The 17245-nt window shown below is 56.6% G+C and carries 22 protein-coding genes; 11 read left to right on the top strand and 11 right to left on the bottom strand.

What is annotated here, in order from left to right; genetic code table 11:
- Nucleotides 1–162: 162 nt before the first annotated feature.
- Together DVH23_RS22105 and DVH23_RS22100 are read right to left on the bottom strand one after the other, a co-directional pair.
- A complete protein-coding gene (locus DVH23_RS22105) occupies nt 163–726 on the bottom strand; it encodes a sugar O-acetyltransferase (protein WP_114579519.1) in 564 nt (187 codons plus the stop codon).
- Nucleotides 727–858: 132 nt separating this feature from the next.
- The gene (locus DVH23_RS22100; protein WP_114579518.1) at nt 859–1026 is read right to left on the bottom strand and encodes a DUF1931 domain-containing protein; all 168 of its coding nucleotides are present in this window, start codon (nt 1024–1026) and stop codon (nt 859–861) included.
- Between the two features lie 149 nt (nt 1027–1175).
- On the opposite strand from DVH23_RS22100, the gene DVH23_RS22095 reads away from it, so the two are divergent.
- Nucleotides 1176–1520 carry a DUF6788 family protein gene (locus tag DVH23_RS22095; protein ID WP_114579517.1) on the top strand — a complete coding sequence of 115 codons (345 nt, stop codon included), beginning with the start codon at nt 1176–1178 and terminating at the stop codon, nt 1518–1520.
- A gap of 191 nt (nt 1521–1711) precedes the next feature.
- On the opposite strand, the gene DVH23_RS22090 is transcribed toward DVH23_RS22095, so the two are convergent.
- Nucleotides 1712–2443 carry a DUF6293 family protein gene (locus DVH23_RS22090; RefSeq protein WP_198668059.1) on the bottom strand — a complete coding sequence of 244 codons (732 nt, stop codon included), beginning with the start codon at nt 2441–2443 and terminating at the stop codon, nt 1712–1714.
- 111 nt (nt 2444–2554) lie between these two features.
- On the opposite strand from DVH23_RS22090, the gene glyA reads away from it, so the two are divergent.
- Nucleotides 2555–3808 carry a serine hydroxymethyltransferase gene (gene glyA / locus DVH23_RS22085; RefSeq protein ID WP_114579516.1) on the top strand — a complete coding sequence of 418 codons (1254 nt, stop codon included), beginning with the start codon at nt 2555–2557 and terminating at the stop codon, nt 3806–3808.
- 42 nt (nt 3809–3850) lie between these two features.
- Here the strand turns inward: glyA and DVH23_RS22080 are convergent, their stop codons facing one another.
- The 4 genes from DVH23_RS22080 to DVH23_RS22065 all read right to left on the bottom strand — a co-directional run bounded on the left by DVH23_RS22080 (nt 3851) and on the right by DVH23_RS22065 (nt 5777).
- Nucleotides 3851–4033 carry a hypothetical protein gene (locus tag DVH23_RS22080; RefSeq protein WP_114579515.1) on the bottom strand — a complete coding sequence of 61 codons (183 nt, stop codon included), beginning with the start codon at nt 4031–4033 and terminating at the stop codon, nt 3851–3853.
- A 135-nt stretch (nt 4034–4168) separates the two neighbouring features.
- Entirely contained in the window at nt 4169–4510 is a 342-nt protein-coding gene (locus tag DVH23_RS22075; RefSeq protein ID WP_114579514.1) for a PemK-like protein, read from the bottom strand.
- On the bottom strand, nt 4507–4866 hold the full coding sequence (locus tag DVH23_RS22070) for a helix-turn-helix domain-containing protein (protein ID WP_114579513.1): 360 nt from the start codon (nt 4864–4866) through the stop codon (nt 4507–4509). The genes DVH23_RS22075 and DVH23_RS22070 overlap by 4 nt, the downstream gene beginning before the upstream one ends.
- Nucleotides 4867–4961: 95 nt before the next feature.
- Nucleotides 4962–5777, bottom strand: coding sequence for a Sir2 family NAD-dependent protein deacetylase (locus tag DVH23_RS22065; protein ID WP_114579512.1), 816 nt, complete (start codon nt 5775–5777; stop codon nt 4962–4964).
- Nucleotides 5778–5997: 220 nt separating this feature from the next.
- Here DVH23_RS22065 and DVH23_RS22060 point away from each other — a divergent pair, with 220 nt between their 5' ends.
- Entirely contained in the window at nt 5998–7122 is a 1125-nt protein-coding gene (locus DVH23_RS22060) for a tyrosine-type recombinase/integrase (protein WP_114579511.1), read from the top strand.
- 241 nt (nt 7123–7363) lie between these two features.
- On the opposite strand, the gene DVH23_RS22055 is transcribed toward DVH23_RS22060, so the two are convergent.
- Together DVH23_RS22055 and DVH23_RS22050 are read right to left on the bottom strand one after the other, a co-directional pair.
- Complete coding sequence (locus DVH23_RS22055) at nt 7364–7849, bottom strand: hypothetical protein (RefSeq protein ID WP_114579510.1); 486 nt, start codon at nt 7847–7849, stop codon at nt 7364–7366.
- Entirely contained in the window at nt 7842–8714 is an 873-nt protein-coding gene (locus DVH23_RS22050; protein ID WP_114579509.1) for a ParA family protein, read from the bottom strand. Before DVH23_RS22050 ends, DVH23_RS22055 begins: the two co-directional genes overlap by 8 nt.
- Nucleotides 8715–9124: 410 nt before the next feature.
- Between DVH23_RS22050 and DVH23_RS22045 the strand changes: the two genes are divergently transcribed.
- Complete coding sequence (locus DVH23_RS22045; protein ID WP_114579508.1) at nt 9125–9526, top strand: VOC family protein; 402 nt, start codon at nt 9125–9127, stop codon at nt 9524–9526.
- 1744 nt (nt 9527–11270) lie between these two features.
- Entirely contained in the window at nt 11271–11942 is a 672-nt protein-coding gene (locus DVH23_RS22040; RefSeq protein WP_114579507.1) for a helix-turn-helix domain-containing protein, read from the top strand.
- A gap of 518 nt (nt 11943–12460) precedes the next feature.
- Here the strand turns inward: DVH23_RS22040 and DVH23_RS22035 are convergent.
- Nucleotides 12461–12772, bottom strand: a complete 312-nt coding sequence (locus DVH23_RS22035) for a hypothetical protein (protein ID WP_157972572.1) — start codon at nt 12770–12772, stop codon at nt 12461–12463.
- 96 nt (nt 12773–12868) lie between these two features.
- On the opposite strand from DVH23_RS22035, the gene DVH23_RS23975 reads away from it, so the two are divergent.
- The 5 genes from DVH23_RS23975 to DVH23_RS22015 all read left to right on the top strand — a co-directional run bounded on the left by DVH23_RS23975 (nt 12869) and on the right by DVH23_RS22015 (nt 16017).
- A complete protein-coding gene (locus DVH23_RS23975) occupies nt 12869–13141 on the top strand; it encodes a HalOD1 output domain-containing protein (RefSeq protein WP_157972571.1) in 273 nt (90 codons plus the stop codon).
- A gap of 219 nt (nt 13142–13360) precedes the next feature.
- Nucleotides 13361–13894, top strand: a complete 534-nt coding sequence (locus tag DVH23_RS22030; protein ID WP_114579505.1) for an Rrf2 family transcriptional regulator — start codon at nt 13361–13363, stop codon at nt 13892–13894.
- Nucleotides 13895–14208: 314 nt separating this feature from the next.
- The gene (locus DVH23_RS22025; RefSeq protein ID WP_114579504.1) at nt 14209–15057 is read left to right on the top strand and encodes an ArsR family transcriptional regulator; all 849 of its coding nucleotides are present in this window, start codon (nt 14209–14211) and stop codon (nt 15055–15057) included.
- The gene (locus tag DVH23_RS22020) at nt 15057–15362 is read left to right on the top strand and encodes a HalOD1 output domain-containing protein (protein WP_114579503.1); all 306 of its coding nucleotides are present in this window, start codon (nt 15057–15059) and stop codon (nt 15360–15362) included. The genes DVH23_RS22025 and DVH23_RS22020 overlap by 1 nt, the downstream gene beginning before the upstream one ends.
- Nucleotides 15363–15615: 253 nt before the next feature.
- Nucleotides 15616–16017, top strand: coding sequence for a VOC family protein (locus tag DVH23_RS22015; RefSeq protein ID WP_114579502.1), 402 nt, complete (start codon nt 15616–15618; stop codon nt 16015–16017).
- 15 nt (nt 16018–16032) lie between these two features.
- Here the strand turns inward: DVH23_RS22015 and DVH23_RS22010 are convergent, their stop codons facing one another.
- Nucleotides 16033–16623: a helix-turn-helix domain-containing protein gene (locus tag DVH23_RS22010; protein WP_198668058.1), complete on the bottom strand. Its 591-nt coding sequence runs from the start codon at nt 16621–16623 to the stop codon at nt 16033–16035.
- 285 nt (nt 16624–16908) lie between these two features.
- On the opposite strand from DVH23_RS22010, the gene DVH23_RS25385 reads away from it, so the two are divergent.
- A complete protein-coding gene (locus DVH23_RS25385; RefSeq protein ID WP_114579501.1) occupies nt 16909–17172 on the top strand; it encodes an SDR family NAD(P)-dependent oxidoreductase in 264 nt (87 codons plus the stop codon).
- Nucleotides 17173–17245 lie beyond the last annotated feature (73 nt).

Raw genomic sequence — 17245 nt, 5'->3', positions numbered from 1 at the left:
CACGGCTGGGACGCCGTGTATGGCTGATCAGCGTCAGCCGTGCGGATGGCCATCAGCCGCCAAGACGGATAGATGTGCGGATTTGGACCAAGAGGGGGGACAGTGGACCCAACACGTCCGGACCGATAGTAGACGTCTCACCACGGAGGGATTCTCGAAATATCAATTCTTGCTCAGTTCCTTGACGACGGTCGCTGGGTTGCCTTGTACGACGACCTCTTCGGGCACATCTTCAGTCACGACCGCGCCGGACGCGATGACGCTGTCATCGCCAACAGTCACACCGGGATTGACCACAGCCTGTCCACCGATCCAGACGTTGTCACCAACTGAGACCGGCTTTGCGTACTCTCGGCCTTCGATTCGTTTGGACGCGTCAAGTGGATGCGTTGCCGTGTAAATGTGGACGCCAGGTGCAATCATACAGTTCTGACCGATCTCTACACGGCCCGCATCCAAGATGATGCAATCAAAGTTCGCATAGAAGTTCTCCCCAACATGGATATTGTACCCGTAATCACACCGAAATGGGGGCTCTATCTGACACTCATCCCCCACTGAGCCAAAGAGAGCTTCTACCAACTCCCCACGGTTGGCTTGGTCATCTGGCATCGTGTTATTGTACCGTCCTGTGAGTTCACGCGCACGGTTCCGGTCAGCCACGAGTTCGGGATCAGTTGGATCGTATAGGTCCCCATTCAGCATCTGTTCTTTGTCGCTGCTCATGGTCGCAACAGAACACCTATCATCAATAGGAGTTGGCGATAACGCTTCGGCTAGTTAGTTTGCACCTGACCGTAGCAGCTTGATTGGACACGTGCCCTGCAAAAAGGCTGTTTGATATCTCTGGTTGGCTGTCTACAGATCGCGAGCCTGGACCGTTTTCCGGTCGTTGTCTTCGGCTCGCTGGGTAGCATCCTCGAGCAGCTCCGCGACTTCCTCGTCAAGGGCTTCGTAGAAGTCGGCTGCCACATTCTGGTCATCGAGACGGTTCTTCACTGCCGATTTGACGATGAAATCTGCCATACGACACTTACCGATACATATTGCCTTGAGAAGTAGTCTTCGGCTTGTAAGCGTCCAAATCAACGTCCATACGGCCTTGACACGGCGATCATCCCGGTGCCTTGTGCAACATCTTTAACGGAGATGGAGACAATCGTTGCACAAGGCCGATGGCCCCACCCACCGCACCGACGTCACTCCCCGATTACGTTGCCGACGGGCTCCCGAAACAAGACGACGAGACGCTTCGCGACACCCGTGAGTACATCGATCAGCTACTCGCCGATCGCGAACGACGTCGCGAGGAACCGGTCACTGAAGACGAACTCCCCGATGACGTCGACGTCGTCAAGGAAGGTTCGGACGGCACGGTCTACCATGAGTACCGAACCTGTGGCGACGACACCTGTCAATGCATGACGGGCGGACCGAAACACGGCCCGTACGCGTATCAGGCGTATCGAGATCGCGATACGGTTCGCCGCGAGTATCTCGGCAAAGCCGAGTCGAAGTGAGGCTTCGTTTCACTCGGCACACGGGGTACTCTACAGTCGTCAGTCGAAGGACTCCGCCTTCGATACAGCGGAAACGTGGTGTCTACTGATCATACCTCGTTTGTCGGAGGGCGTCATACACCGATTTTCAGACCCGCGTTCTCAGTTTCCTCGATTTGAAACGTACGGATGCCCCCGTCGTACCCGGAAAACTACTCGTCCGCCTCAAGGAGATAGGAGAACGCCCGCAACGTGTTCCGGCCGCTTTCGGTGGAAGAGAGCCGCTTTGTCCGACCGACGTCCTCGACTTGGACGTAGCCGCGATCGGCAAGCGGCGAGACAACGTGGCGCTCGAGCAGGCGATACTTTCCCTTCTCGCCGCTGCCGTCGTATCCGGCGATGAAGGGCAGCTCCCGCTCCTCGGCAACGGCGATGAGGCGCTTCTTTGTGACGGGCTCGTTCTCCGCAACGTACTCGAGAACCTCGACGTGTTCGCGCGAGGGGCGATCGATCGGATACGTTGGGAGCTCGTAGATCGCTTCGACCCCTTCGCTCACGGAATCCGCCTCGTCGCCGTAGCGTTCGGCCCGGACGTAGTACGGCGTTGCACCCGTAGCCATACAGGCGATGGCGCCACCAACCGCGGAGACCTTGCTCCCCGAAGCGATGTTCACCGAGACGTCCTCGAACCGCGAGGCGACCTCCGCGATCGAGCCGATCGAGTCGTAGAGATCGAACACGTCACAGGGAACCGTCTCGTGGTCGATGTCCGCCTCGTCGAACCCGTCCCGGACGGCATCGCCGTACTCACGGGCTCGTTCAGAGTGGGGCTCGAGGAGGACGACACGGTCGGCGCCGAGTTCGACCGCCGGGACGACGAGCCGGTCCACCTCATACCCGACCGGCATCGCGTGGACTCGTTCGGGGACTGCCAGTCGCTCCATGCAGACGTGAACGGCTGCCCACGCGGTAAAGTCTCGGATCGGTGCAACTATCGTGACCGTTACGTCCGTATCGTGATAGAACTCTTACTATATCGGACCGAGGGTCCGAACGTGACGACCCACGAACCGGTGAGCGATCCGCGAACGGCGGAGATACTCGCGTCCGAGCGCGAACGCCAGCGGGAGACGTTGGCGATGATTGCGAGCGAAAACCACGCCAGCCCCGCGGTGTTGCGGGCCCAGGGGAGCGTCTTCACGAACAAGTACGCCGAGGGTGTCCCCGGGGACCGCTACTACGGCGGGTGCGAGCACGCCGACGAACTCGAAGAACTCGCGATCGACCGGGCCACAGAGCTGTTCGGCGCGGACCACGCCAACGTCCAGCCCCACAGCGGGACCCAGGCGAACATGGCGGCGATGCTCGCGGTCCTCGAGCCAGGCGACACGATCCTCTCGGCGGATCTGCGGAACGCGGGCCATCTGAGCCACGGCCACGATGCGGCCCTCGCGGGCGAGATATACGACGTCGAACGCTACGGCCTCGATCCGGAGACGGGCTATCTCGACTACGACGCGCTCCGGGAGCGAGCTGAGGCCGTCGATCCGGACCTCGTCGTCTCGGGGTACTCGGCGTACCCACGCGAGGTCGAGTGGGAACGAATCCAGGCTATCACCGAGGACGTCGGCGCTACCCACCTCGCCGATATCGCCCACATTACTGGCCTCGTCGCAGCAGGGATCCATCCCTCCCCGGTCGGTGTTGCTGACATCGTCACCGGTTCAACACACAAGACAATCCGGGCCGGTCGCGGCGGCCTCGTGCTCTGTGACGACGCCCTCGCCGGGGCGGTCGATCGGGCCGTGATGCCGGGCGTCCAGGGTGGGCCCGCGATGCATAACGTCGCGGGAAAGGCCGTCGGCTTCAGGGAGGCACTGGAGCCAGAGTTCGGGGAGTACGCTGAGCGGGTCGTCGGGAACGCCCGCGCACTCGCCGACGGGCTCGCCGATCGGGGTTGCCGACTCTCGACGGGTGGCACCGACACCCACCTTATCCTGGTCGATCTCCGGGAAAGCCACGACCTCCTCGGGAAAGACGCCGAGTACGCCCTCGAGGACTGTGGAATCGTCCTGAACGCCAACGCCGTCCCCGGCGACCCGCGGCCGCCGAAGGACCCCTCCGGGATTCGGGCGGGCACGCCCGCACTGACCACCCGCGGCTTCGACGAGGCCGAGATGGACGAGGTGGCCGACTGTATTGTTCGCGTGCTCGAGGCTCCCGACGACGGGGCGGTTCGACGGGAGGTAAGTGATCGGGTAGAGCGGCTGTGTGCGGACCATCTGCTTTACGAGGGGCTGGAAAGCTGAACCGACGTCGTCGAGCAGCCGCTTCATCAATTTGGCCGGGCATTACTCGAGTTCGAGGACCGCCTCGCTCGGCGAGAGTCCGTGACGCTCGCAGATTACCCGACAGAGAAACCACGCCCGTTCGGCGTTCCACGGTTCGGCGATCTCCCACTCGCGGGAGTATTCGAAGAGTGAGACGGCGATCAACAGCTCGTCATTCCGGTCGAGAGTGTAGTCGGGAGCCATCGCTGGGATTGGCCTCGTCTTCGCATAAAAACCTCAGTACTGTCCCTCTCGTCGGTCTCGTCGCCGATCGCTATGATCCGTTGTATGAACGCCCCAGCGTTCTGAAGCGTGTCGTCTCCATACGAACGGTGAAGCTCAGGAAGAAATATAGCTAATCAATTGTGTCACCACGTCTTCGGTGCGTTCGTTGACGAGAGAAGTCATATAGAATTCTATGTCTGTAGCATTATTCAGAGTCACGAGCGACCACGGGAGAACGTGACTTCGCTCCCCGAGTGGAGCGCCTTCGTAGTCGTCGTCATGGAGTGTGAGGGACTCCTCGTGGTAGGTTTTCGTCGAGATCAGAACTGTGATGAGTTGGAGTCCGTGGGTGGGAAACTGGGGTGTTCCAAGCACGAGCATCGGGCGACCTTTGTCCGAGAGCGGATCGGTTCCCCAAATGATGTCACCGCGTTCCAATTCACCGAACCCGGTCACTGCACTGTCTCCATATCGTCGGTTTGGAGCTCTTCGAGACGCTCCTCACCGTACTGCTCATCTGCGGTCTCGTGATGTCGGTGAAGCCGATAGGCGGCTCGGAGCCGTTCCTCGTCATCCGTGATCGCCCAGTACGGCCGCTTGTGCCGTACGAGCCCTCGTTCCTTCAGTCGCGAGAGGATCGCACTGACGGCGTCCGTCTCTAACTCAAGTTGCTCGGCTATCGTCGCCGCCTTCCACGCACGGTCGTCGTTCTCGGCGAGGAAGAGCACGATTCGCTCGGTATCATTCCGTTCCTCGAATTCGTCGGCATCGGCGTTCTCGAATTCATCGATATCGATGGTGCCGCCCGACATTAGGTATGTGTTGGTGCTGTTGGATCATAGCTGTTTGGGATGTTTGTTACAATTGGACGGCCACAGGATTCTAGGAGTGACAGACAGCAGTCCGTTCACTCGTTGTCGGACGTCAATTCCCGGAGGCGCGGTAGCACTTCGATCACGTCTCTCCTGAAGCACATGGTCGCACTGTTATCGCACGGCGTCGACTCGAGATTGATAATTGCAAGCGTTCCGCCGGTCGAACTCGCGAGTCGCGGGAGCGATGCGGCGGGTTCGACCTCCAATGAGGAACCGACGGCGAGAAACACGTCACTCTCACGAGCGAGCGATCGAGCGCGCTGTAGTATCGCCTTTGAGAGTTGCTCACCGAATAGAACTACATCCGGTTTGTAGACCCCGCCGCACTCGCATCGGGGTGGGAGTTCGCCGGCCTCCGCACGCTCGACGATCGGGTCGCTGGCCTCCCGAGCCCCGCAGTCGCTACAGCGGACTCGTCTCGCGTTCCCGTGGAGTTCGAGAATCGACTCGTGGCTCGCAAACTCGTCTATTCCGGTTTCGTTCTGGCCTGTACCGTCGACTGTCTCCGCCTGAGCTGCCGCCTTCGCGTGTAATTCATCCGTATTCTGCGTGAGAACCGACTCAAGCATCCCCTCCTGTGTGAGCTCGGCGAGGGCATCATGCGCTGCGTTAGGTTCGTACTCCTCGGCGAACATCGTTCGATAGAGTTCGACGCGATCCTCCCAGAAGCCGGCGGGATCACGCTGGAACCGACCATAGGTGAACTGTCCCTCGTCGAAGGCGTCCCAGACACCGTCGTCGCCGCGAAAGGTAGGGACACCAGAAGGGGCGGAGATACCAGCGCCGGTAAGAACGGCCGCGGTATCCGCGTTCCGGATCTCTGCAGCGAGGGGCTCCAGATCGTCCATATTCGGTAGTCGGACGGAATCGATAAAAGCGAGATGGGAATCACAGCGAAATTTCGCCAAATTATATCGCATTATGTAATTTATGGGTAACAATTCTCTCCTTCTGACCCACTTAGAACCCCAAATTCGGAGTAATTAGGGGCTCACGGTTTCACTGTGTATTACAGCGCTTGTACACAGTGGATTTACGTACCCCCACGCCCTCGGCCAAGCACAACCGATGGAATCCACTGAGGAGGGGTCTACACCCGGGGAAACGCCGGTCGAAACGGCCATCCAGCAATATCTCGACAGCGTCGAAGCCGGTAACTCCCGGAAGAACTTCCAGTCGACGCTCGCGACGTGGAAGGACTGGCTCCGAGAGGAACAGAGTGTGACGGGCCTCGAGGACCTGGAGGTCATCGACTGCCGCCGATACGCACGTCACCTCAAGCAACGGGCCCGCGACGGCGATTTGAAAGCGAGTACGGCGACCACCTACTACGCGTACGTTCGTGCCTTTCTCACGTTCTGTGTCGCCGATGAACTGATCGAGACGAACCCAGCGAAAGCCCAACGGGCGACAGATGAACTTCCTGAGGATCTTGGTGACACCGACCGCCAGTTCTGGCAAGAGGAAGAACGGCAGGCGATCATGCGTTACGCCGATGAACGGGCCCACGACGCCCTCGAGGACGACACAAACGTCAGCCGGGAACGGGCCTTTCGCGATCGGGCGATCGTCTACCTCCTCGGGCTCTCAGGCGTTCGTGGGGCCGAAGTGTTCTCAGAGCCCTCCGATGACAAGCGGACGGGCATCATCTGGAGGGACGTCGAGCTCGAAGCCGGCGCTGTACGCGTCCTCGGGAAGTCACGGGAGTACGAATACGCTCAGCTTCCCGAACGGGCTGCATCGGTGCTCGAACGCTACAAGACCGTCCTCGATCCCCCGACCGACGACTGGCCGGTCTTCCCTACCGGGCACGCTCCCTCGAAGTACCGGGCCGTTCGCAGGCAGCTAGCTGACGATGGAGTTTCGGAGGACGAAATTGAGGAGATTTTGGACCGAAACGACGTCGAGACAGTGCTTAGAGACCGAAACGTCGTTCCACCCGCGCTTTCTACCAACGGCGCTCGAAACCTGATGCAGCGTCTCTGTGAAGGTGCTGAGATCGACGTCGACGGGGATTACCTGAAACCACACGGTGCTCGACGAGGACTCGGACACGAACTCTACGCCAGCGGCCACGCTGAACTCGCTCAGTCAGCGCTCAGGCATGCGAGTATCGAGACCACGCACGAATCCTATTCCGACATCCAGGCCGCAGACACCGCACAGCAAGTCGACGATCTTCTCGATGAATAGCAGACTCCTTAGAGCCCAGCCCTTGGGCCACATCCGGATTCTGCTCACTCGTGTGTAAGGACGGGAAAACACCTTACTTGAGGTAAATCAGATTCAGGCTCCTCTGATGGAACTAGCCAAAGTTACCGCAAAACCCGCAGACGGAGAGAGCGTTGATCAACCCCATATTCCACATTATGCCCATAATCCAGATAATGTAGATTGTGTGAACGATGGAGATAATGATAGTTTCACAGCCAAATTAGTCGTTCTCCACTTGGCCGCTTAACATCTCGACTACTTCTTGAACCCGTTCCTCATCCGCTTCAATACCCCGTTCGCGGAGGATTTGCAGGGCTACCTCATCACCGTGATTCGCTACGACTCGAAGACACGCGTCCTGAAACTCCCTCCCTTCGAATTCAGAAACATCGAACATTGAGCAGGCCGCAGTTACTGACGACCGCATTCGAGTAATGCCATCCCACGTCTCATCCCGGACGTAGAATCCATGCATGTCGGTTTCATCGAAGGGAAACGCCGGTCCACCAGACGGCTCATCCTCATCTGATTCGTCTGGTTGCTGTGTTGGGTCAGCTTCGTCGTCCGTCTCCTGTTGGCTTTTCGCTGCAGACGATTGGGCCTCCTCCCTTGTGGACCCGTTGTCCTCGTCAGCCGGTTCTTCACCTTCCCCTGTTTGTTTGAGCTGTTCAGCAACGTCGCCGAAGCGATTGTCCTCATTAGGCATGGTTCTGATCCTCCACGAGATCCGCTAGGTGGTCGAAATTCTGGATTTGATCGCAGTCTTCATCAAATGCTGCGACCGGCATTCCCTGTTTGAAGGCTCGAGAGATCGCTGTCCGTTCCCGAATTCCAGGCTTCGGGATTTCGTCGACACTTTGTCTCGAGTCATCGAGTGCATCGAAGATTTCCGGGTCAATCCGTGCATACTCGGGGACAAACGATCCGAACTCTCGATTGAGGTTTTCGACCAGCGTCCGATGCTCGTTGTGTTGCCCCATCGTTTCACGAATCATATTAGGCGTGACGGCGAGGATATCGAGGCCGATGTTCTCCCGGATCGGAGAGATCTGGCGGCTGATCATCTTGTTGAGTCCGTTGATGGACCCGGCACGCGGAATGAGGGGGATGATTACACGCTGGACAGCGATGAGCGCGTTGTCAGAAAGCTTACCGCGGCCACCCGCGGCGTCAATAACGACGTAATCGTATCCGTTGGTGATGAGTGGTTCAATGACGTTCCGGCGGAGCTTCACGTCGGCGAATCGTTCGTCCTTCAGTCGCGTCTCCACGTTCTCTAGTTCGTCACTCGAGGGGAGAAGATGCACTCCAAACTCCGTCTCGATTAGCAACTCGTTGGGATCACCGCCGTCGATGAGTGCATCGCCGAGATTCGCCTCCCTGTCGTACGCATCGTCGTAACCTAGCTGGCTCGTCATATGCCCATCCTTGTCGAGATCGATCAGAACCGTCTCATGCCCTCGGGCTGCAAGGCGATCTGCGATATTGAGCGCGATCGTCGACTTGCCCACTCCACCCTTCAGCAGTGAGACTGCTACGCCGGGAAGGCCTTCGAACTCTCCCGGACTCATCGATCAGCACCTCCACGGAAAGAGAATTTTGTACATTTTGTGAATAATTTACATTGTGTGAGTTTTTGAGGTACTGTGGAAATTGTAGGCAATGTGTGTTTTGTTGCACTCATACCCGGCCAATAAAGCGCCTCACCCTTAATTCTGCGTCAGACGAATTCGGTGCGCTATGTGAATTTCGTACATAATGTGGGCTTCTCGACGCTCGATCACAACTACCTAGCCAGCAATTTTCCGCAACCCCATAACGTACATTATTTAGATTTTGTACATTGTGTTAGTTTTGTGTATTTTACAGATAATTCATGAGAGGGACAGCGTTCTGTGAGCCGCAGGCGGGTTCTGAGCCCAAACGAGGGATCGAACACGTGGTGCAAACAGTTTTGCGTGGAAACGTGGATCGCGCCCGTATGGCGTCACTGGGCAACATCACGTTCGCAAGTAAGGATCCGCGTTCGCTTGCGGAATTTTGGGCAGAGGCGCTCGAATACGACCTCGAAGAGCCGCCACCGGAGATCATTGAGGCGATCGAAGCCGAAGGAGGTGATCTCAATGCAGTCGCTGCAGCGGTTGATCCAACAGAGGACGGCCCACGGTTGTTCTTCAAGAAAATGCCGCGATCCTCACCCGAGCATATCCCGATCCATCTCGACCTCGATGCAGAGGATCGCGAGGAAGAGGTCGAACGGCTCACCGAGCTCGGAGCGAGCGTCGTCGAGACGAAAACAGGAACGACCGGTCCAGTGACGGAGACCTGGACTGTGATGCGCGATCCCGAAGGGAACGGGTTCTGCGTTCAGTCTTTTCACTAACCTCAGCGTGGGGTTAAGATACGCTATTGACGATCATGAGACACCGCGTTTCCGCTGTATTGATAGTCGAGTTCACGGACGCCGACGCTCGATGCGCGCTGCCTTGTGCAATCGCTTTCTGAGCGGACGGTCGTTGACGATTCTAGCCGCTAATGAGACACCCATGATGAATCGACCATCCACATCGAAGTCTTAGTCTGAATCGAGTTAGTAGCTAATTCAGTTTAATTGAATTGATCGAATTACTGGTGGAATGAGAACGGCAACGATCCTGACACTGCTGAGTCCGATTCGAAACACGACCTGCAGGTCTCCAACTCAAGGGCCCACTTCACAGAATTGTTCTTCTCCTGCGAAACAGTCAGTGAGCGTAGCTAATAGCTCCTCAATGTCTTGGTCTCCATGATATCGCACGGTACTGCTTCTGGAATCGTACTCAATGAGCCCGGCATCTGCAAGTCGAGGAAGCGTTGAATGATGAAGACGGACCACCGTTTCGTCCTTTCTCTCCCCCGGGACGACCCTGGTTGCGAGATCGCGTATCGGGAGTGCGTCTTCTGTCGCCTCTTGAAAACACAGCAACGTGGAGCGGCAGTATTGGTCTGCAAGGATCTCTAACGCTTTGTCTACCGTCTCATGGTGAATGAGGTGATGCATATCTGGGTTTTCCTCTCAACCTATCCGCCCTCCGTCAGACGCTCGTCAGACGTAAATAACTAATGGTAACACCCTCTCGGAGTGCCGATCCAGATTGATCCTGTAAGCCCGACTCAGTGAATCCGTTCGCGTCGCTACATCCAATTGAGCAAAACAGGCGGGGGTCCCCACTCCCGCCCGAGTGCGTACGGGCACAGCCGCACATCCATGACGATTCGCTCACCACGGCTGTGCGCGTGATTGCCTTGCATCGACGACCATAATCGTACCGGTAGAAAATCGCGTACCTTGTGCAACGATTCGCCGTTCACGGGGTCGACGATGTTGCACAAGGTGAGAACGTGCGGTCAACTCGTCGGTTCTGCCAACAGCACGGGCGGGTCCCCCGATCGCCCGTGACTGGATGTGCCTCTGACAGGCAGCACGACCCCCAAACTGGTGTGCCTTCAGAGTGGGCCGTGCGAATGACGATTATCTGGGAGACTGATATAGGTGTTGGGGATTCCAGTTCAGCGGTGATCGAGAATACGCTCTGGGGCATACCGCCCCTCGTCGTCCCGGTGGTGGGGGATCAGGGACGACGAGGTCACGTGAAAGTGGCTTACCAGCCCGCGGTACCAGTTTCGGTCGCCAGGCCGGCATCGAAACTCCATCTCCCGGGTGGTAATACCTTCCGATAATTGATTGCTGAATTTGAAACATCACAGCCACATTCGGGTAATCGTTTCCCGGTGCAACCCCCTTCTTACCGTGAACGATCAATATCGTACAAGGGGAGAGCGTCGACGGGAACTCGGATCCTCGCCGGTTCTACTTGACGTGCTTCTGGCGGCAAGGTGGAGATATTTTATTATAATTTTATGGGCTCGTTTAAAAGGATAGTTTTCGAGTGGCCATAGTTCCACAGACGGCTCTTTCTATATACAACAAAAACACTTGCAGGGTGGTGTGTGGGTGTTTCTAGCCGAATTGCCAGGGTTCCATCCACGTCATCTCTTCTAATCACGGTCAGTAATACGTGGTCGGACCGCGTTGTCCGGATATCATTGTCGTATTGTTTATCAATCAGGACAGAGAGTGAGAGTGTATGACGACGGTCGCCGAGCTCGTCGTCCCCACCGAGGACGTCATGCTCTCGGAGACGTTCGCCGCGTTGCCCGACCTCGACGTCCGAGTTAAGACCGTCGCCGCTGACGGGCCTCACCAGACGATGCCGCTGGTATGGATCACTGGCGCCTCCAAACGGCAGATCAGAAACGCGCTCTCGGACGACTCCTCGATTAAGGAGTTCACGTCCTTGCTCGAGCATGACGCGTCGGAGTGGCTCTATCGTCTCGAGTATACAGCTGATCTTGAGGCCCTGTTTTCGGCAGTCTTCACCAATAACGGGACGATTCTTGACGCAGAATGTTCGGCCGATGCCTGGACCTTTCACCTGCTATTCCCCGACCGGGGGCTCCTTTCGGAGGCCATTCCGCAACTCGAGGACCACGGACTCCAGATCGAGATTACGCGGATGATCGGTGCTGACCGCAATACGGATCTTGGAGCCATGACCCTTACAGAGGCCCAGGAGAACGCGATTCGCGAAGCGTACGAACGAGGGTACTACGATGTTCCCCGCCAGCTTTCGCTCGAAGAGTTAGCAGCTGAACTTGACGTATCTCATCAGGCGTTGTCCGAACGGCTTCGCCGAGCGAACAAGGTCCTCGCCAGCGAACAGTTCGACAAGCTAGAGAGCGATGGACTTGTTCAGTAATGATGGTGTGTTCCGTGGTCTCGAGTGCATCTAACTCCCTCTGAATGTTGAGCACAGCCAAGTGCGATCTCCGGATAACTCATCCAGAACTGTGGACTGGAACAGACGATCGGGCTGGATCGTCCATCTTGGTTCGATTGGTTTCACAGGAGGAGAGTCTTGCAAACCACACACCTATTGATCCACGTCAATGGTCTCTACATGCACGACCCAATCTGAAGGCACACGGGACCAGAGGGTCGTGCTGCCAGTCAGAGGCACACGGGCGGGCTGCCACCGCCCGCTCGTCTACTCTCGAAATTGTTGTATTTCATAAAAATTCGTGGCCCTGGATGCACAGTGGGGTGGGGCAGGGAACGGATGCGTTATGCGATGGTCGGCCAACGTGGTTGAGAGGCCGACATCACTATCAACCCGGCCACCGGAAATTAGTATTGGGGTCCAACACAGCATAATGGAATATTATTACAGAGTATCTCTATTCCAGTCATCTTAGAAATAGAACCCTCGCTCAAAGATCAATGATCGACTTCGCTCTCGTCATGAATAGTGATTTCATCAAGTAAGATGCGACACTTATCAAAATTGGATCCTTTAGCGACGTTCTCCTGCTCTCGATCCCACGCAATGACGTCCGCATCGTCGAGTTTCGGCAAGTGGATATGAAATAGTTCGATTTGACGGCGTTGAGCCACTTCTTTGCGGACGATCCCAGAATCGAGTTCCGCGATGTCGAGCGGGCATTCGATCGGTGTCTCTGCATCACGAAGTGCACAAATTATTCGGCGACGAATGGGATGCGAGATGAGACGAAGCGTCCTCTCGTCCATAGTGATTCTCATACTATCTAAGGTGAAATTACTATTGGTAACTGAGAGTATCTGTTCGACCGAAAGCAATATAGCCTCAGAAGTGGCCCGCTCCCTATGAGTCCTTCCGACAGTCAAAATCAGAGCCAAAGCGAGGTATATCGACGGGCGTTTGACTGGGCACAAACGCCACCAAGCGTCGCGGTTGCCTATTCGATCGCTGACGTCGAAGACATTAACGTGATGGAGCTCCCCTCGCTCTATGAGTACGTTGATCCTCAATCGCTGGATACACTTATCGACGATAGGGAGGGAGTCGCGATTTCGTTCACGGCGTATGAATACGTGGTCCAACTCACCGACTCGGAAGTGGTCGTACAGAGTACGTAAAAACGCCCAATACGCGTTTGCTGCTTCAGAAACGCGTCGTAGCGTTGTCGGACTGTGCGTCGAGTTCGAGTGATTGAGAGCGATGTCTAACCCCAATGTCTCGCTTGGATAGCGAAGATTGACATTAGAGGAATAGGCGATCCGACTCACCAGCAGTACTCAGTTCCCATTGAGTGGCCAACCCACTGGATTTAAGAATATCACCCACGAAGAATACCTATGTCATCAATCGAACTCACGCCGAGTCAGAAGAACATTCTGCGTACCCTGACAACCCTCCACAAAGAGTCGGAGGACACGATCAAAGGCGAGGACATCGCCGAACAGGTCGACCGTAACCCAGGCACGATCCGTAATCAGATGCAGAGCCTGAAAGCCCTCCAGCTTGTCGAGGGCGTCCCCGGACCGAAAGGAGGGTATAAGCCGACGGCGACAGCCTACGAGGCTTTGGAGATCCAGCAGATGGACGATCCCGCGTCGGTCCCGCTTACACACGAGGGCGAAGACGCTGAGGACGTCATCGTCGAGGAGATCGACCTCTCGAGCGTTCACCACCCCGAGCTCTGCCGGGCAGAGGTCCACATCCAGGGGGCGATCGACGCCTTCCACGAGGACGATTCTGTTACTGTGGGTCCGACTCCCCTCTCGAAGCTCAAAATCGAAGGGAGCGTCGACGGGAAAGACGATACGGACAACATTCTCATCCTCCGGATCGACGACATGGTCGCCCCGGCCGAAGAGCCCGCCCATTGATCGGGCGACCGCCACCTATTCCCATCTGTGGTCGCCACTTACGGCGCCTGGGACGGTCGATATACCACTAATACACACCACCGTTTCCGCTGTTCATTTGCGGGTGGTAAGAACGCTGACTGACTCACTAGGTCTGTACTATTGATCAGCGTTGGATCTGCAGTGACGATTCAGATAGGGCGAGAACTGCTCCAGCCCTATATTTCCAGACTCAGAACCAACTGCACTCAAGGTAGCTACCTCGTAAGTTTCGAGAGGGTAAGACAGGAAGAGTAGCACCATTCTTAATAACTGGACCCTCGGATGAGGAGGAAATGGATGCGGACGAAGAACGACTGTGCAAACTCCTCGCAGACTCTACTAACCGGACGATTCTAACGGTCCTCAACGAGGCTGCCCAGGATCTTTCGGTGAATGAAATCGCGACCGAACTCGTGTCACGGAATGAGGCTCCATCACAACCGACGGATGAGGATAGACTCCAACGGGTGATGCTCTCATTGCACCACAACCACCTGCCACGTCTTGCAGAGGCAGGAGTAATTCGCTATAACCGTGATACCCACCGTGTCAGGTATGGTGCTCACACCGCCGTTGAACCAGAGTGGCAGGAACTGGCAGGTCTTGATGAATTGCTGTCGCGCGTTCGAACAAAGAGGAAAGATGATGAGAGCGAAATCGGGATCCTTGAGGGACGGGAGGAGGTGTATGAGTACTGTCGAGGGCTCGCTGATAAAGCGGAGAATGAACTCTTCCTCATCTATACGTCCGAGGAGTTGCTTGATGAGGCATGCCTGCCCCACGCAAAGCACGCACTCGACCGTGGTGTTGACTTCCATGCTGGGGCAAAAGGAGCGGATACGCGTACGTTCTTTCGAGAGTGTCTCCCTGAAGCGACGGTGTGGGACCCCCAGTTTGACTGGATGAACAACGACTCTCGTGAACTCACGATCAGTCGTCTCGTGTTTGCCGACCGCGAACGGGTTGCCATCGGACTCTGGGACGACTCACCTTCTGGCGGAACGAAAACGGAACTTGCGATGATCGGTGAGGGCTCGACGAATCCGTTGGTCGTCCTCGCTCGTGAGTTGTTGGGCACACGGCTCGATCATCTCGATTACCAGAGCGATGATTTCCTGGAGGGACTCCCCTTCGAGACCTGATGACACGAATTATCACTGACGGTGGGACGGACCGTGATCACACGTTACCAGCCAGCTTGACATACGAGATTAGTGCGGACGAGCGTCTGAGCGAAGCACTCGTGAAAGCTGTCGGGATCGCCACTGAGCAGTCAGTGCTTGATCTCGACCCTCTCTACGACACCATCGATCCGGGGCACATCGACGGTCTCTTCGATAATACGGAAGGGAAGGCGTCACCAGAACTGGTATTTGAGTATAACGGATGTACTGTGACTACAACCCGGGAGAGAATTGAAGTTGAGCGGTCGGACGACACGGCGTGACATCTCCTCTGGGGCCCGTTCATCTATCTGACTGGCTCTGGATGGTAGATTCTCTTCACAACGGCATATACTGAGCTCCCCAACACGTGCTATGTGATCATCGTTCGATCGGACGTACGCAGTGAGGATGGCTTCCACAATCTCGAAGCGGGAGGCTCCAACGGTCCGTGACGACCGAGAGGACTCTATTTTGAAGCCGGACGTTAGACACACAGGGCAAACAGTTTTCCAGGGAAACGTGGATCGCGCTCGTATGGCGTCACTGGGAAACATCACGTTCGCCTGCGAGGATCCGCGTTCGCTTGCCGAGTTCTGGGCAGGCGCACTCGAGTATGAAATCGAAGAGCCGCCACCGGAGATCATCGAGGCGATCGAAGCCGAAGGAGGTGACCTCAACGCAGCCGCTGCAGCGGTTGATCCAACAGAGGACGGCCCACGGTTGTTCTTCAAGAAGATGCCGCGATCCTCGCCTGAGCACATCCCGATCCATCTTGACCTCGATACAGAGGATCGAGAGGAAGAGGTAGAGCGACTTACCGAACTCGGAGCGACCGTCGTCGAGACGAAAACAGGAACGACCGGTCCAGTGACGGAGACCTGGACGGTCATGCGTGATCCCGAAGAGAACGGATTCTGTGTCCAGTCTCCATATTAAGACCGGGGAGCAGTTTCAGCACTTAGCGGCGCCGACGTGGAGCGAAGAGAATACGGTCGCTTCAATCTTCCGGAGGTGCTCGCCGACAGTCGTCTCAGACAGCTCGGTGGCCGTTGCGATCTCATCGTGGGTCGTTTTACGCGGTTCCTGGTAGTAGCCGAGATCGACTGCTGTTTTGAGCACCTCTCTCTGGCGTTCAGTCAACTGAGAGACGACGTGCCGAGGTCCAGGCGTATACGAGCCGGTCCGCTCGATTTCGATCCTTATATCGTCAGGTTGTTCGGAGAGTGCGTTGGCAAAGGCCGCCTCCGTTCCGATGTACGTCACCCGAAGCCCACCGTCATCGGTATGCTCGATCGGCATATCCATCAGGTACGAAGACTCTCGCCGGTTCTCCATGAGCAACCGTGTCAGATCGTCCGCCGCATACCGTGTGTAAGAGAAGAATCCAGTATCGTCGCCGGAGAGTGAGAAGTCGAAGACTTCTGGCGACTCCGCTAATACTCGCCGAAGCCCCTCGATGTCGCCACGACCTTCGGCGAACATCGCGACGGTATCGTCATCGAGGAGTTCCATCCGATGCGTGGCCCGGTACTCGAGTCCCACCTCGTTGACTCGCCGGTCGAGCCGATTGATCCCACCGTCCTCGGGATACGCCACGAAGGTGACATAGCGCATGGCCTGTGATTGATCGCACTCGACAAAGACGTTGAGCATAAGCGTCCATGGATCACCGGCAGCACGCTCATCGCCATCGGACGAAGAGAATTACCTAATGGATCTTCGAAGAGCAATTACAGAAATTTGGGGCTTCGACTCGATCACTGGGCAGGAGCAGGCACTCCCTTTCCATGGTTCTCGCCAGACCTCCACTCGGATCTCATCGAGTGTATGACCAGATCGACCGATAAGGAGGTAATTATCCTCACTGGCGCGAACGAAGGAATCGGCTATTACTTGCTGACAGCTTTAGCTGAGGATCATCGTCGGATCGCCGCACTCGATATCAACGGAGACAACGTTCGTGACCTCCAAGACGACGTTGTCGCCCGAGTTCGATACTACGAGTGCGATGTCACTGACACCGATGATGTGACGACGGTCGCTAGTTGTCCACTCTGGCTCAGAAGCCTCCTAACTGACACGTCGTCGTAAAGGAAGCGGGTGAATCAGGTGACTGATTCATCCGCTGTCCGGATACGCACCTGATGAACATTCCACAACTCAA

Origin of the sequence: Saliphagus sp. LR7, from assembly GCF_003344565.1 — an archaeon.
Taxonomy (GTDB): domain Archaea; phylum Halobacteriota; class Halobacteria; order Halobacteriales; family Natrialbaceae; genus Saliphagus; species Saliphagus infecundisoli.
The sequence above is the reverse complement of the archived record's forward strand: the minus strand, read 5'-3'. Positions and strand labels throughout refer to the sequence as shown.

Excerpts from the sequence above, each read along its gene's own strand:
- DVH23_RS23975 (WP_157972571.1), top strand. The coding sequence starts at position 12,869 with ATGAGTCCTTCCGACAGTCAAAATCAGAGCCAAAGCGAGGTATATCGA.
- DVH23_RS22015 (WP_114579502.1), top strand. The coding sequence starts at position 15,616 with ATGGCGTCACTGGGAAACATCACGTTCGCCTGCGAGGATCCGCGTTCG.
- DVH23_RS22030 (WP_114579505.1), top strand. The coding sequence starts at position 13,361 with ATGTCATCAATCGAACTCACGCCGAGTCAGAAGAACATTCTGCGTACC.
- DVH23_RS22045 (WP_114579508.1), top strand. The coding sequence starts at position 9,125 with ATGGCGTCACTGGGCAACATCACGTTCGCAAGTAAGGATCCGCGTTCG.
- DVH23_RS22060 (WP_114579511.1), top strand. The coding sequence starts at position 5,998 with ATGGAATCCACTGAGGAGGGGTCTACACCCGGGGAAACGCCGGTCGAA.
- DVH23_RS22050 (WP_114579509.1), bottom strand. The coding sequence starts at position 8,714 with ATGAGTCCGGGAGAGTTCGAAGGCCTTCCCGGCGTAGCAGTCTCACTG.
- DVH23_RS22065 (WP_114579512.1), bottom strand. The coding sequence starts at position 5,777 with ATGGACGATCTGGAGCCCCTCGCTGCAGAGATCCGGAACGCGGATACC.
- DVH23_RS22090 (WP_198668059.1), bottom strand. The coding sequence starts at position 2,443 with ATGGAGCGACTGGCAGTCCCCGAACGAGTCCACGCGATGCCGGTCGGG.
- DVH23_RS22055 (WP_114579510.1), bottom strand. The coding sequence starts at position 7,849 with ATGCCTAATGAGGACAATCGCTTCGGCGACGTTGCTGAACAGCTCAAA.
- DVH23_RS22100 (WP_114579518.1), bottom strand. The coding sequence starts at position 1,026 with ATGGCAGATTTCATCGTCAAATCGGCAGTGAAGAACCGTCTCGATGAC.
- DVH23_RS22070 (WP_114579513.1), bottom strand. The coding sequence starts at position 4,866 with ATGTCGGGCGGCACCATCGATATCGATGAATTCGAGAACGCCGATGCC.
- DVH23_RS22040 (WP_114579507.1), top strand. The coding sequence starts at position 11,271 with ATGACGACGGTCGCCGAGCTCGTCGTCCCCACCGAGGACGTCATGCTC.
- DVH23_RS22095 (WP_114579517.1), top strand. The coding sequence starts at position 1,176 with ATGGCCCCACCCACCGCACCGACGTCACTCCCCGATTACGTTGCCGAC.
- DVH23_RS25385 (WP_114579501.1), top strand. The coding sequence starts at position 16,909 with ATGACCAGATCGACCGATAAGGAGGTAATTATCCTCACTGGCGCGAAC.
- DVH23_RS22025 (WP_114579504.1), top strand. The coding sequence starts at position 14,209 with ATGGATGCGGACGAAGAACGACTGTGCAAACTCCTCGCAGACTCTACT.
- DVH23_RS22035 (WP_157972572.1), bottom strand. The coding sequence starts at position 12,772 with ATGGACGAGAGGACGCTTCGTCTCATCTCGCATCCCATTCGTCGCCGA.
- DVH23_RS22020 (WP_114579503.1), top strand. The coding sequence starts at position 15,057 with ATGACACGAATTATCACTGACGGTGGGACGGACCGTGATCACACGTTA.
- DVH23_RS22080 (WP_114579515.1), bottom strand. The coding sequence starts at position 4,033 with ATGGCTCCCGACTACACTCTCGACCGGAATGACGAGCTGTTGATCGCC.
- DVH23_RS22105 (WP_114579519.1), bottom strand. The coding sequence starts at position 726 with ATGAGCAGCGACAAAGAACAGATGCTGAATGGGGACCTATACGATCCA.